The 13,681-nt window shown below is 70.5% G+C and carries 10 protein-coding genes; 5 read left to right on the plus strand and 5 right to left on the minus strand.

Features of this window, described 5'->3' with window-relative positions:
- Entirely contained in the window at window positions 1-2,097 is a 2,097-nt protein-coding gene (locus tag ACIA73_RS11710) for a SpoIIE family protein phosphatase (protein WP_399438234.1), read from the minus strand.
- Window positions 2,098-2,339: 242 nt separating this feature from the next.
- On the opposite strand from ACIA73_RS11710, the gene aspS reads away from it, so the two are divergent.
- From aspS to ACIA73_RS11730, 4 genes are all read left to right on the plus strand, one after another.
- Window positions 2,340-4,106: an aspartate--tRNA ligase gene (gene aspS, locus ACIA73_RS11715; protein WP_399438236.1), complete on the plus strand. Its 1,767-nt coding sequence runs from the start codon at window positions 2,340-2,342 to the stop codon at window positions 4,104-4,106.
- 188 nt (window positions 4,107-4,294) lie between these two features.
- Window positions 4,295-4,807, plus strand: a complete 513-nt coding sequence (locus tag ACIA73_RS11720) for a SigE family RNA polymerase sigma factor (protein WP_399438237.1) — start codon at window positions 4,295-4,297, stop codon at window positions 4,805-4,807.
- Window positions 4,800-5,702, plus strand: coding sequence for a hypothetical protein (locus ACIA73_RS11725; protein WP_399438238.1), 903 nt, complete (start codon window positions 4,800-4,802; stop codon window positions 5,700-5,702). Before ACIA73_RS11720 ends, ACIA73_RS11725 begins: the two co-directional genes overlap by 8 nt.
- On the plus strand, window positions 5,699-6,487 hold the full coding sequence (locus ACIA73_RS11730; RefSeq protein WP_399438239.1) for a L,D-transpeptidase family protein: 789 nt from the start codon (window positions 5,699-5,701) through the stop codon (window positions 6,485-6,487). The genes ACIA73_RS11725 and ACIA73_RS11730 overlap by 4 nt, the downstream gene beginning before the upstream one ends.
- A 48-nt stretch (window positions 6,488-6,535) precedes the next feature.
- Here the strand turns inward: ACIA73_RS11730 and ACIA73_RS11735 are convergent, their stop codons facing one another.
- The 3 genes from ACIA73_RS11735 to ACIA73_RS11745 form a co-directional block, all read right to left on the minus strand.
- Window positions 6,536-8,464, minus strand: coding sequence for a serine/threonine-protein kinase (locus ACIA73_RS11735; RefSeq protein WP_399438240.1), 1,929 nt, complete (start codon window positions 8,462-8,464; stop codon window positions 6,536-6,538).
- A gap of 192 nt (window positions 8,465-8,656) precedes the next feature.
- Window positions 8,657-10,267 (minus strand): methionine--tRNA ligase, encoded by a 1,611-nt coding sequence (gene metG / locus ACIA73_RS11740; protein ID WP_399438241.1) that lies wholly within the window; start codon window positions 10,265-10,267, stop codon window positions 8,657-8,659.
- A gap of 106 nt (window positions 10,268-10,373) precedes the next feature.
- Window positions 10,374-11,831: a VWA domain-containing protein gene (locus ACIA73_RS11745; RefSeq protein WP_399438242.1), complete on the minus strand. Its 1,458-nt coding sequence runs from the start codon at window positions 11,829-11,831 to the stop codon at window positions 10,374-10,376.
- A gap of 349 nt (window positions 11,832-12,180) precedes the next feature.
- Between ACIA73_RS11745 and ACIA73_RS11750 the strand changes: the two genes are divergently transcribed.
- Window positions 12,181-12,579, plus strand: a complete 399-nt coding sequence (locus ACIA73_RS11750) for a DUF6344 domain-containing protein (RefSeq protein ID WP_399438244.1) — start codon at window positions 12,181-12,183, stop codon at window positions 12,577-12,579.
- A 230-nt stretch (window positions 12,580-12,809) separates the two neighbouring features.
- On the opposite strand, the gene ACIA73_RS11755 is transcribed toward ACIA73_RS11750, so the two are convergent.
- Window positions 12,810-13,631 carry a TetR/AcrR family transcriptional regulator gene (locus ACIA73_RS11755; RefSeq protein WP_399438246.1) on the minus strand — a complete coding sequence of 274 codons (822 nt, stop codon included), beginning with the start codon at window positions 13,629-13,631 and terminating at the stop codon, window positions 12,810-12,812.
- Window positions 13,632-13,681 lie beyond the last annotated feature (50 nt).

A 13,681-nucleotide genomic window follows, 5' to 3' on the forward strand; every position in this document is an offset into this window, starting at 1 on the left:
CTAGAGGTCGTCGTACGTCGCCGGCGGCGCATCCTCGTACAGCTCGAACCAGATCGACTTGCCCTCGCCGCGCGGGTCCACGCCCCACGAGTGGGCCAGCATCTCCATCAGCAGCAGCCCGCGCCCGGAGGACGCCATCTCGCCGGGGCGCCGCTTGTGCGGCAGTTCGTCGCTGACGTCGGTCACCTCGACCCGTAGCCGCCGCGCGCCGACGGGGCCGCTGGCCCGGGCCGTCAGCAGGGCGTCACCGTCGGTGTGGACCAGCACATTGGTGACCATCTCGGAAACCATCAGGACCGCCGAGTCGACCTGGTCCCGGTCCGCCCAGTCGTGCAGCAGCTCGCGCAGTTGGCGGCGGGTGCCCGCGATCCGCTCGGGTTCGGCCTGGGCGACGGTCAGCGCCGTGGAGCGGACCGGGCCGGTCTCCGCGGCGATCGGCTCACGGCTGAGCAGCAGCAGGGCGATGTCGTCCTCGCGCCGGTCGGACAGCGGTCCCGTGGTGTGGTGAGAGGGCGGCCCGTGCACCGCCTGGACCAGCTCGTCGGCGAGCTTCTCCAGGTCGAGAGTCGCGTGCTGCTCCATGATCGAACGCAGTCGGGCCCAGCCCGAGTCCAGATCGTGCCCGCCGGTCTCGATCAGCCCGTCGGTGCACACCATCAGCGTCTCACCGGGCTCCAGGGCCAGCCGGGACGTGGGGTAGTCGGTGTCCGGGTCGATACCGAGCGGCAGCCCGCCCGCCGTCGTGCGGACCAGCACGGTCCCGTCCGGCATCCGTACCGCGGGCTCCGGGTGACCGGCCCGCGCCAGTTCGACCGTCCCGTCCGCCGGGTCGACCTCCAGATACAGACAGGTCGCGAAGCGCGGGCTGGAGTGGTCCTCCGGGGCGTACGTGTCGGTGATGCCGTGCAGAAAGCGGGAGGCCCGGGACAGCACGGCATCGGGACGATGCCCTTCGGAGGCGTACGCCCGCAACGCGATCCGCAACTGCCCCATCAGCCCGGCCGCCCGTACGTCATGCCCCTGTACGTCGCCGATGACCAGCGCGAAACGTCCGGACGGCAGCGGAATCATGTCGTACCAGTCGCCGCCGACCTGAAGCCCGCCACCGGTCGGCACATACCGCGCGGCCACCGTCATCCCCGGTATGTCCGGCCCCAGCGTCGGCATCATCGACCGCTGCAGGCCGTCCGAGAGCGCCCGTTCCGACTCCTCCACGCCCGCCCGTGCCAGCGCCTGCGCCAGCATCCGCGCCACCGTCGTCAGCACCGAGCGCTCGTCCGGCGTGAACGCCACCGGGTGCGCGAAGCCCGCCATCCACGCGCCCATCGTCCGCCCCGCCACCACCAGCGGCACGAACGCCCAGGACCGACGCCCGAACCCCTCGGCCAGCGGCCAGGTCGCCGGAAAACGCGTCCGGTACTCCTCGGGAGTGGGCAGATAGATGGCCCGCCCGGTCCGTACGACCTCCGCCGCCGGATAGTCCGTCTCCAGCGGCATGTCCCGGAACGGGTCCTCGTCACCGGGCTTGTGCCCGTGGTGCCCGATCGTGGTCAGCCGGTCGCCCGCCACCCCGAACACCGCGAGCCCGTCCGGCGAGAACCCCGGCATGGACAGCGAGGCGGCCACCCGCAGCACCTCCGCGGTGGACCGCGCCTCGGCCAGCGCCCGGCCCGCGTCCAGCAGGAACGCCTCCCGCGAGCGCCGCCAGTCACCGGTCACCGGGGTGCGGGCAGCCGCGCCCGGCGGGGACTCGGCGACCTCCTGGATGGTGCCGATCAGCTGATAGCTCCCATCGGCGCCGAGCGGCCTGGAGCGGCTGCGTACCGTACGGAGCACCTGGCGCCCGTCCTCGGACATGATCCGCAGCCGGGCCTCGGCCACCGTCCCCTCGGCGACGGCGAGCTGCACGATGCCGTGTATCTCGTTCCAGTCCACGGGGTGGAAGCGGGCCCTGGCGGCTGCCTCCGTGAGAGTGATCTGCTCGGCGGGCAGGCCGACAAGGCGGGCCGCCTCGGCGTCGAAGGCAACGGTCCCGGAGGCGTTGTCCCACCGCCACAGGCCCGTGTCGATCGCGGCCAGCACGTCCTCGGTGCGCATGGGCACATCCTTCCAGGTCATGGGGAGATGGGCCGCCCGGGACCGTTGGGGTCCCCCGAGCGCGTGTTTCACGTGAAACACGCGCTCGTGTTTCACGTGAAACGTCGCTTGTCCTGCAAGACCCACGGCCGGATTTCGGGGTTGCCCCCGCCCCGGAAAATGACTCGCGCCCGGCCGGTAACCTTGGTGGAAGTTGATTCCCGCCTGTCTCGCGAAGAATCTCGCGAAGAATTGGATGAACGATGCAGCATCGGTACAGGTCCCACACGTGCGGCGAGCTCCGCGCCTCCGACGTCGGCTCCGACGTCCGGCTGAGCGGCTGGCTGCACAATCGTCGCGACCTGGGCGGCATCCTCTTCATCGATCTGCGCGACCACTACGGTCTGGTCCAGCTCGTCGCCCGTCCCGGCACCCCGGCGAACGAGGCCCTGGCGAAGCTGACCAAGGAGACCGTCGTCCGCATCGACGGCAAGGTCTCCGCCCGTGGCGCGGACAACGTGAACCCCGAGCTCCCCACCGGTGAGATCGAGCTGGAGGTGACCGACGTCGAGGTGCTCGGTGCAGCCGCCCCGCTCCCCTTCACCATCAACGCCGAGGACGGCGTCAACGAGGAGCGGCGCCTGGAGTACCGCTTCCTCGACCTGCGCCGCGAGCGCATGCACCGCAACATCATGCTGCGCTCCTCGGTCATCGCCTCCATCCGCTCCAAGATGGTCGCGCTGGGCTTCAACGAGATGGCCACCCCGATCCTCACCGCGACCTCCCCCGAGGGCGCCCGTGACTTCGTGGTCCCGTCCCGTCTGAACCCGGGCAAGTTCTACGCGCTCCCGCAGGCCCCGCAGCAGTTCAAGCAGCTGCTGATGATCTCGGGCTTCGACCGCTACTTCCAGATCGCGCCGTGCTTCCGCGACGAGGACGCCCGCGCGGACCGTTCGCCGGGCGAGTTCTACCAGCTCGACGTCGAGATGAGCTTCGTCGAGCAGGAGGACGTCTTCCAGCCGATCGAGAAGCTGATGACCGAGCTCTTCACCGAGTTCGGCAACGGCCGCGAGGTCACCTCCCCCTTCCCGCGCATCCCGTTCCGCGAGTCGATGCTGAAGTACGGCAACGACAAGCCGGACCTGCGCGCCAAGCTGGAACTGGTAGACGTCACCGACGTCTTCGCCGACTCCGGTTTCAAGGCCTTCGCCGGCAAGCACGTCCGCGCGCTGCCCGTCCCGGACACTGCCGGTCAGTCCCGCAAATTCTTCGACGGCCTGGGTGACTACGCGGTCGAGCAGGGCGCCAAGGGTCTGGCCTGGGTCCGTGTCGGTGAGGACGGCCAGCTGGCCGGTCCGATCGCCAAGTTCCTCACCGAGGACGACGTCAAGGCGCTCACCGACCGTCTCTCCCTCGTACCCGGCCACGCGATCTTCTTCGGCGCGGGCGAGTTCGACGAGGTCTCCAAGATCATGTCGGCGGTACGTGTCGAGGCCGCCAAGCGTGCCGGGCACTTCGAGGAGAACGTCTTCCGCTTCTGCTGGATCGTCGACTTCCCGATGTACGAGAAGGACGAGGAGACCGGCCGGATCGACTTCTCGCACAACCCCTTCTCGATGCCCCAGGGCGGCCTGGCCGACCTGGAGGAGAAGGACCCGCTCGACATCCTGGCCTTCCAGTACGACATCGTCTGCAACGGTATCGAGCTGTCCTCCGGCGCCATCCGGAACCACGAGCCCGACCTGATGCTCAAGGCCTTCGAGATCGCCGGCTACGAGGCGGAGACCGTGGAGAAGGAGTTCGCGGGCATGCTCCGCGCGTTCCGTCTCGGCGCCCCGCCGCACGGTGGCATCGCCCCCGGTGTCGACCGCATCGTGATGCTCCTCGCCGACGAGCCCAACATCCGCGAGACCATCGCCTTCCCCCTGAACGGCAACGCCCAGGACCTCATGATGGGCGCCCCGACCACCCTGGAGGAGTCCCGTCTGCGCGAGCTGAACATCCAGCTCCGCAAGCCGGTCGAGAAGTAACCGAGAAGTAGTCACGAAGCAGTAGCGACGCAGTAGCGACGCACCTCGTGGGGAGGGCCCGGGAACCGCAAGGTTCCCGGGCCCTTCTTCCTTTCCGGGGCAACTCTTCCTTTCCGGGGGCAACCCGACGGGACCCCCAGCGCGTTCCCCGGGTGTGACCGACCCGAGAGAGCGACAGGAGTACGGCGATGCAGGGCAGCGGCGGTGCGCGCGACGACGGATTCGAGGAGTTCGTCGCCGCAACCGGGCCCCGGCTGCTGCGCATGGCCTGGCTGCTGACCGGCGACGCGCACCTCGCCGAAGACCTGGTGCAGAGCGCCCTCGCCAAGGTGTGGCCCAAGTGGCACCGGATCAAGGACGAGCATCCGGAGGCGTACCTCCGCAGGACGCTGGTCACCACGCACAGCTCCTGGTGGCGGCGGCGCTGGCGCGGCGAGCTGCCGCACGGCGAGGTGCCGGACGTGCGGTCGGCCCCGGACGCGTACGCGGGCGTGGACCTGGAGGACCTGCTCGGGACGGCCGTCCGGGCGCTCCCGGTGCGGCAGCGGGCGGTGGTCGTGCTGCGTTTCTTCGAGGACCTCGGAGTGGCGGAGACGGCGGCGGTGCTCGGCTGCACGCCCGGCACGGTCAAGAGCCAGTCCGCGAAGGCCTTGCGCGCTCTGCGGGCGGTTCTGCCGGTGCGGGAGGAGTGTCGTGACTGAGCTGCCCGAAGAGGCGGAGGTCCCCGAAGCGCCGGAGGTCCCCGAAGAGGCGGAGATCAGGGAGCTGCTGGAGCGGGGTACGCCCCGGTCCCTCGCTCCGTCGGACCGGATGGAGCGGGTCCGGGAGAGGGTCGTACGGCGCAGGCAGCGGCGGACGGCAGCTGCGGCGGCCCTCGCGATGGCGGGCGTCGCGCTCGCCGGGGGGCTGCTGCCGGGGCTGCTTCAGGACGGCAGGGCCCCGTCGGCACCGACGGTTCCGGGGGCGAGCCGGGGTGTCCTGCCGGTGCCCGAGTCGCCGGGCGCGACGCCACCGCCGAGCCCGAAGGCCGGTCTGCCGGTCCTGGTGCGCCTACCGATGCCGGTCGATCTGGCGCTCCGCATCCCCGAGAACTGGAAGACCGCCATGGCCAAGGGCGACCCCGCGTACGCCTTCGCGGGGTCGCCCGGGGTGTGGCTGCCGTACGGCAAGTCCTGCGGCGGCCGCGGGAGCGAGTACTGCACTCCGGGCAAGGGGCTGGCCACCGACGGCGTGCTGATCGCGATCCGGACGTGGCAGGTCTCGGAGAGCGAGGGCGCGCCCGGGCCCCTCGGCACCGTGCGGGAGGCCGCCGACTTCTCGAAGTCCTGCCGCACGCTGAACGGGACCCGGGAGCTCGTCGTCCGGTACGGGACCGGGCGGGCGGCCTCGGAGGGGCGGCCGGACGCGTACCTGGAGGCGAGGGCCTGTCTGTCCGGGCCCTCCGAGCAGCGGCTCGCGGAGGCTTACGCGGTCCTCGGGGGGATCATCATCGGGAAATCGGGCACCCCCGACAGGGGGACGGACGCCTCGGACGGCACACGGGCCCCGTCCTCCCCTGCCGGTACGCAGCACACGACGAAGGGTGCAACGAAGTGAAGACGCGCATACGGACCGGAGTGTGCGTTGTCGCCGCCCTGGTGATGGTTCCGGTGCTCGCCGCGTGCGGGCAGGGCGGGGAGGCCCGGTCCGGGAGAACAGCCGTCCCGCCGCACGCATCCAGTACGGGTGGTTCCGGTTCCGCCGGGAAGTCCGCGCCGTTCCCGCAGAGCGCACGCACCGACGCCGTACTCCCCGCCGAGCTGCCGGGCCTCGGGCCCCGTACGCGCGCGGAGATCGCCCCCGGCACCCGCCAGGCGCTCGTCGTCACCGGCCGGGACCGGGACTCCACCGAAGCGGAGGCGGTTCTGTACGAGAAGACCGCGGAGGGCGGCTGGAAGGCCGGGGCGACCTGGGCCGCGCAGAACGCCCGGAAGGGCTGGACCGAGCACCATGTGCAGGGCGACCTGCGCTCACCGATCGGCGTGTACGGCCTCACGGACGCGGGCGGGCTGCTCACCGACCCCGGTACGAAGCTTCCGTACGACCGGGGGCGCGGTTACACGATCGACGGCACCGACTCCTTCGGCCAGTCCCTCCGGGGGTCCTTCGACTACGTCATCGCCATCAACTACAACCGCCACGAGGGCCGCAACCCCCTCGACTGGGGCCGCCCGCTGGGCGCGGGCCGGGGCGGCGGCATCTGGCTGCACGTCGAGCACACGTCCCCGACGCAGGGGTGCGTCGCCCTCAAGCGCGAGGTGATGCGGGAGCTGCTGCGCACGCTGGACCCGGCGAAGAAGCCGGTGGTGGTGATGGGGCCGAAGGCGGATCTGGCGGAGTGAGAGCCGGTGTCCGACCGGGGTTTAGACACAGGCGCTGAGCCCCGGGCCCTAGCCGGGCAGCCGCCACATCTGGTTCCTGTTGCCCGGGGTGCAGGGGTCGAGGGCCAGTTGGCGGCCCGCGCCGACGTCGGTGACGCAGCCGTCGCCGACGTAGTAGTTGATCTGGACCGCGCCGCCCGCCGCGGGGGTGGTCTTCCAGGCGGTGATGTAACCGGAGTAGCCGCTCGCCTCGGCGAGCACGAGGCCCGTCTTCTCGTTGTACGCGGGGGCCTGCTTGAGTCCGAGGGCGCCGCCCGCCAGGGTGCAGGCGTGGAACTCGGTGAACTGGTTCCCGCCCGTCACCCACCCGAACTGGGTGTTCCCGCCGGAGACGACCATGCCGCCGGTGCCGGTGTGGTCGGTTCCGGCGAGGCCCATCCTGCGTCCGCTGCCGACGTTGGTGATCGCACCCCAGGAGTCGCCGCCGCAGTTGTCGGGTTTGCCGGGGCCGGCCGGCGGCTTGACTCCCCCGCCGTTCCCGCTTCCGGAACCGGAACCGGAACCCGTACCGGGGTTGCTTCCCGTACTGCCGTCGTTCTTGCCGGAGTCCGCGTCCTTGCTGCCGGACCCGGAATCCGCTCCCGTGCCGGACGTGTCCGTGTCGTCTCCGGCACCGGTCGCGGCACTGCTGCCCTTGCCCTTGTCCTTGGGGTCCCCGCCCTTCGCCGGCTTGCCCGTGGCGGTGGGCCCGGGGGTTCCGGGAGGGGCGGTCGGGAGTGCGGCCCCGGGCGTCCGGCCCGCTGGTACCGAAGCGTCCGGGCCGGGCTTGGCGAGGCCCGACTCCCGGGCGTCCGGCAGGAGTACGAAGGTGAGCACCGTAGCGGTCGACAGGACGACGGGCACGGCGACGATCACTGGCTTGGGCAGCCGCTTCCACCACGGCTGAGGTACGGGTACGGAGGCGGTCGGCCCGGACACGAGGAGGGGCGGCGCAGGCGTCGCCTCCGGCGCGACAGGAACCGGAATCGCAACCGGAACCGGAATCGGTACCGGGAGCCGGGCAGCGGCCGGCGTCGGCGCGGGACCGGGAGCCGGAGCGGCACCGGAGGGCGCCGGAGCGGCACCGGAGGGCGCCGGAGCCGGGCCCGGAGCCCCCTCTCCCGCCGAACCCGCCGCCGCCCGCGCCGCCGCCGCCATCACCGCCGCGTCCGCGTACCTCTCCTCCGGGTTCTTCGCGAGGGCCCGCGCCACGAAGTCCCGTACGGGAGCGGGAAAGGAGTCGGGGAGGGCGGGCGCGGGTTCGCGGATGTGCTTGAGGACGATCTCCAGGACCGTGTCCCCGTTGAACGGCGGCTCCCCGGTGAGGAGTTCGTACGTGACGACGCCCAGCGAGTAGAGGTCGGAGGCCGGGACGATCGCGAGGCCCTCGGCCTGTTCGGGCGCGATGTACAGGGCCGTGCCCAGCACCGAGTGCGACGCGGTGAGCCGGGAGGCGGCCTTGCTGTGGGCGATGCCGAAGTCGGTGACGGTGATGCGGCCGTCGTCGCGCAGCATCAGGTTGGAGGGCTTCAGGTCGCGGTGGACGATGCCACCACGGTGCGCCGTGTGCAGGGCGTCCAGGGCCTGGGCGACCAGGTCGAGCGCGCGGGCACCGGGCATCGGGCCCTCGTCCTCGCGGACCTCGTCGAGCGGGCGGCCGTCGACCAGCTCCATGACGATGTACGCGAGCCGGTCGTCGTCCGCACCGGCCCCGTCCTGCTCGCCGTAGTCGTGGACGTCGACGATCCCCGGGTGCGCCAGCGAGGCCAGTACCTTCGCCTCCCGCCGGAACCGCGCCGCGAACTGCGGGTCCTCCAGCAGCTTCGGCAACAGGATCTTCACGGCGACGGAACGTTCCAGCACGCTGTCCTCGGCCCGCCAGACCTCGCCCATCGCCCCGCCGCCGATGCGCTCGGCCAACGCGTACCGCCCGCCGAGCACGGTCCCCCGACCCCACATGTCCCGTATCCCCCTCGTACCTCAGCCGCCGCTGGCAGTCTGCCAGACGCCCCACGGCCCAAGTTCTCCCGGGGGAACGGGACTTGCAGCCAAGGTCTGGTGGCACTGGTGGCAGACGGGAGAGGGGCCGGACGGCGTTCCGCACGCCGGCCGGCCCCTCTCCGTACCCCTCGAAAATCCCATCCCGGAGGATCAGTCCTTCTTCGGCTCCTCCAGGCGCGGGAACAGCACCGCACCCTTCGTCACCGTCGCGCCGACCGGCAGCTGACCCCAGTTACCGGCGTCCTGCACCTTCTGCGAAGCGAGCGCACCCAGTCCGGCGGACTCCGCGCCCAGCGAGTCCCACAGCTTCTGGGAGGTCTCCGGCATCACGGCGTTCAGCAGTACGGCCATGGCACGCAGCGACTCGGCCGAGGTGTAGAGGATGGTCGCGAGACGCGCCCGGCCCTCCTCGCTCTCGTCCTTGGCCACCTTCCACGGCTCCTGCTCCGTGATGTAGCCGTTGACCTGCTTCACGAAGTCGAAGATCGCCAGGATGCCGCCCTGGAAGTCCAGCTCCTCGCCGATCAGCCGGTCCGCTTCGGCGACGGCCTTCGCGAGTCCCTCCTGCACGGCCTTCTCGGCGTCACCGCTCGCGGCGGCCCCGGGCAGCGTGCCACCGAAGTACTTGCCGATCATGGCGGCCACGCGCGAGGCGAGGTTGCCGTAGTCGTTGGCCAGCTCGGAGGTGTAGCGGGCGGAGAAGTCCTCCCACGAGAACGAGCCGTCACTGCCGAAGGCGATCGCGCGCAGGAAGTACCAGCGGTAGGCGTCGACCCCGAAGTGCGCGGTGAGGTCCTGCGGCTTGATGCCGGTCAGGTTCGACTTCGACATCTTCTCGCCGCCGACCATCAGCCAGCCGTTGGCCACCACACGGCCGGGCAGGGGCAGACCCTGCGCCATCAGCATCGCGGGCCAGATCACCGAGTGGAAGCGGAGGATGTCCTTGCCGATGAGGTGCACATTGGCCGGGAAGACCGACCCGAACTTCTCCGGGTCCAAGCCGTAGCCCGCCGCCGTCGCGTAGTTCAGGAGCGCGTCGATCCACACGTAGATGACGTGCTTGTCGTCCCACGGGACCGGCACGCCCCAGTCGAAGGTCGAGCGCGAGATCGACAGGTCCTGGAGGCCCTGCTTGACGAAGTTCACGATCTCGTTGCGCGCCGACTCGGGCTGGATGAAGCCGGGGTTGGCCTCGTAGAACTCCAGCAGCTTCGGGCCGTACTCGCTCAGCTTGAAGAAGTAGTTCTCCTCCTTGAGGATCTCCACCGGCTTCTTGTGGATCGGGCAGAGCTTCGTCCCGTCCTCCGCCTCGATGAGGTCCCCGGGGAGCTTGTACTCCTCGCAGCCCACGCAGTACGGGCCCTCGTAGCCGCCCTTGTAGATCTCGTCCTTGTCGAAGAGATCCTGGACGAACTCCTGCACCCGGTCGGTGTGACGCTTCTCGGTCGTCCGGATGAAGTCGTCGTTCGCGATGTTGAGGTGCTCCCAGAGAGGCTTCCAGGCCTCTTCCACGAGCTTGTCGCACCATTCCTGGGGTGTGACCCCGTTCGCCTCGGCAGTGCGCATGATCTTCTGACCGTGCTCGTCCGTGCCGGTGAGGTACCACACCTTCTCGCCGCGCTGACGGTGCCAGCGCGTGAGCACGTCGCCTGCGACGGTCGTATAGGCGTGGCCCAGGTGAGGAGCGTCGTTGACGTAGTAAATGGGGGTCGTGACGTAGAACGCCGCCGCCCCCTGCTTCTCGAATCCAGTGGCCGCCATGCGGAAATCTTAATGGCCGGTACGGTGCGGTCTCACCCGCATAAAAGTGAGGGCCGCCCCACGCCGGGGACGGCCCTCAGGCTCCTGGTCCTGCTCCGTTACGGGGTCAGCTCTTCAGCCACTGAGCCGAACCCGCCAGCAGCCCCTTGTAGAGGGCCGCGTCCGTCAGGCCGGCCGGGGCCGGACCCGCGTGGAAGAAGGCGGCGTTCTCGACGTCCAGCTTCCGCAGGTAGTCAAAGCCCTTGGCGTCGGTCTCCCCGAACGCCACGAACTGCCAGAACAACGGCAGCCGCGCCGCCTCGGCCAGCGCGGCCGTCGCGGCACCCTTCGCCTCCGGCGCCCCGTCCGTCTGGAAGATCACCAGCGCCGGGCCTTCGAACGCGTCGTCCTTCTCGTAGTGCTCGACGACCTCCTCGATGGCGCGGTGGTAGCTGGTACGCCCCATGTGCCCGAGGTCGGCGTGCAGCGCGTCGATCTTTCCGTCGACCTCGTCGAGGGAGAGAGCGCCGGTGCCGTCGATGTCCGTCGAGAAGAACACGACCGGGACGACCCCACTCGCGTCCAGGTGCGCGGAGAGCGCCAGCGCCTGCTCGCCGAGCTTCTGCGCGCTGCCGTCCTTGTAGTACGGCCGCATCGACCCCGACCGGTCCAGCACGAGGTACACCCGCGCCCGCGCCCCGTCGATCTCCGCCTTCTTGAGCGCGGTCCCGGCAGCCCGGTACGCCGCCGCCACCTTCGGCGCCCGCGCCTTGACCTGCGCGGCGGTGAACACGGCCCCGGCGCCGGTTGCGGCCGCAGCCGCCACGGGCTTGGCCTCCGGCTCCACGGCGACCGGTTCGGCGACCGGGGCCGGCTCCGGCTCGGCAGCCGCGACCGGCTCGGCCTCCGGCTCTTCCGTTACGGGCTCGGCCTCGACGGCAGCGACCGGCCCGGCCTCCGCCGCGACGGGCTCCGCCGCTACGGGCTCCTCGACGACGGGCGCTACGGGCTTCTCGACGACCGGCTCGGCAACGGCCTCCGCCTCCGGAGCCTTGTCCTCCGTTACGTCGACGGGTTCGGCGATCACCTCGGCGATCACCTCGGCGGCCGTCTCCCGGTCCGTCTGGGCCGGGAGTTGACCCTCTGCGGAGGCCGGGGCCGGGGTGGGTGCCTCCTCCGGCGCCACCTCCTTGCCCTTCGCGGCCTCGGCCCCGGTCAACTGCGACGGCACGCTCTTCTCACGTGACGCCTTCTCACGCGGAGCGGCAGGCGCGGCCTTCGCCTTGTCGAATGCCTCGGCCACCAGGTCCGCCGCCCGGCTCTCCTTGCTCGCCCGGCTCTCCTTCGCGGCGGGGGGCACGTCGGGCTTGCCCGTGTCACCTTCCCCGCGCACCGAACTCGCTTCGACAGAGCCGGAGTTCACCGATTCGCGCGCGTCGGACTCCTGGGCCCCGGCCGGCTCGCCGGTCCCCTGCGTGCGCTCGGCCTGGGAAGGGACCGTAGGTGTCGACGACTCGGGGGTCTGGTCCGAGTTCTGTTCCGACCGGCCGCCAAACACCTTGCGCAGCAAGCTCCGAATGCCCATGGGCGAGGCCTTTCGAGTGAGAGTGAATGGGGTGCGTTGTATGTCCGTGACTGGCGGGATTGATCCCTGACCAGGGGTCACACGTAAGGTTAGCGGCCGCGTTCCACCGGCCGGAGCAGTGGCTTCCGTAGCCCGCGGCGCTCCCTTTTCCACCCCTTCTACCAGCGCCCGATTGGGCCGCACGGGTGGGGTTTGTCCGAAGAACTGCGAATCGGAGTGGCGGTCCGTGCCTTCCCGTGCGTCGTCCGCATCATAAGGAAAGTACGAAAACCGGACATCCCGGAAACCGTTCCGACGTGTTCCGGGCCGCCCGACATCCGCACTCAAGACCAGTTCAAGGAGTCACCTCATGAAGACGATGTGGACCGCCCTGATCAGCGCGATCGTCGCGCTCCTCGCGACCCTGGGCTTCATCGCCCCGGCGTCCGCCACCACCGCCCCCGCCGACACCGCCAACGGCGGCCCGGCCGACGCCCCCCAGTCGCCGGCCCAGGCCCCCGCCCCGGCCTCAGCCCCTGGTTCCGCCTCCACATCCGCCGCCGGGCAACTGCTCGCACCGGCCGGACGGACCGCCGAAGCCGCCGCCTCCTGGTACTGGTCCGGTGCCGGCGTGAGCAGCTCCGTGCCGCCCACCATGAAGCAGCGCATCACGGCCGAGGCTCACGGTGGCTCCCCCGCGTTCCGTCAGGTCCCGGCGCTCGACCGCGCGAACGGTGTCGCCAAGGCCGAACTCGAAGCCGCCGCCTAGGCGTTCGGGTATCGACACTCAGGGGCGCACCACAGTGCCCGGGCTCTCCAGCCCACCGGCGCACGACGAGCCCCACGGCGTATGCCCACCGGCGCACGACGAGCCCCACGGCGTATGCCCACCGGCGCACGACGAGCCCCACGGCGTATGCCCAGCAGCGCACGACGAGTTCACGACGTACCCGAGGACGATCGCCTCGGACCGACGCGGCCCACTCGCCACCTCGCTGCTCACTCCCCCGAAGTACCCGAAGCGCCTGACTTACCCGAAGTAGCTGAAGTACCCGAAGCGCCTGACTTGACCGAAGTACCCGACGTAATCGCTCCGAGCTTGAACTCCAGCCCGTCCAGGACCCGCTGGAGCCCGTAGTCGAACTTGTCCTCCCGGATCTGCTCGGGCTTCCTGTCCCGGACCAGATCCCGCCCCTCCATCGGACCCGGATGACCCTCCTCGATCCGAGCGGCTGCGGCAGCGGACAGGCTCTCCACCCATTCCTCCTCACTGCGACCACTGCGCGCGATCATCGACAGGTAGGCGGTCTCACTGATCGTGTATCCGATGACGTACGCGAAGACCGGGCTAATGGCCATCTCCGTCTCCTCGCCGTCGAAGCCGGCCGAGTGGATGACAGCGGCCAGGCGTTCCGACGTACGCATGACGTTCGGCCCCAGGTGGACCAGTCCCACCTGACCCAGTACTGACGCGACCCACGGGTGGCGAAGCGCCATCGACCGCAGGCTGTAGGCGCTGCGGACGGTAGCTTCACGCCACCCCGACGAGCCGTCCACGGACGGGACTTCGAACTCCCCGTAGACCTCGTCCACGACCAGCTCGATGAGCTCGTCCTTGTTGGCGACATGCCGGTAGAGGGATGTCGCGCCGGCGCCCAGGCGGGTGCCGAGCTTTCGCATGCTCAAGGACTCGATGCCGTCGGCGTCCAGCAGACGTACCGCCTCCGCGACGATCTGCTCCCTGCTCAGCTGCTCCCGCTGTTTGGTGCGGGGCCGCGTCCAGACCGACGCGATCTCCGGGGTCTTCTCTGCCGGGGCCATGGCGGGACCTCCCTCTCGTAATCGTGACTGCATCCTCTTCCGCTCACCGT

Source organism: Streptomyces sp. NPDC051561, assembly GCF_044454195.1.
Classification (GTDB): Bacteria; Actinomycetota; Actinomycetes; order Streptomycetales; family Streptomycetaceae; genus Streptomyces.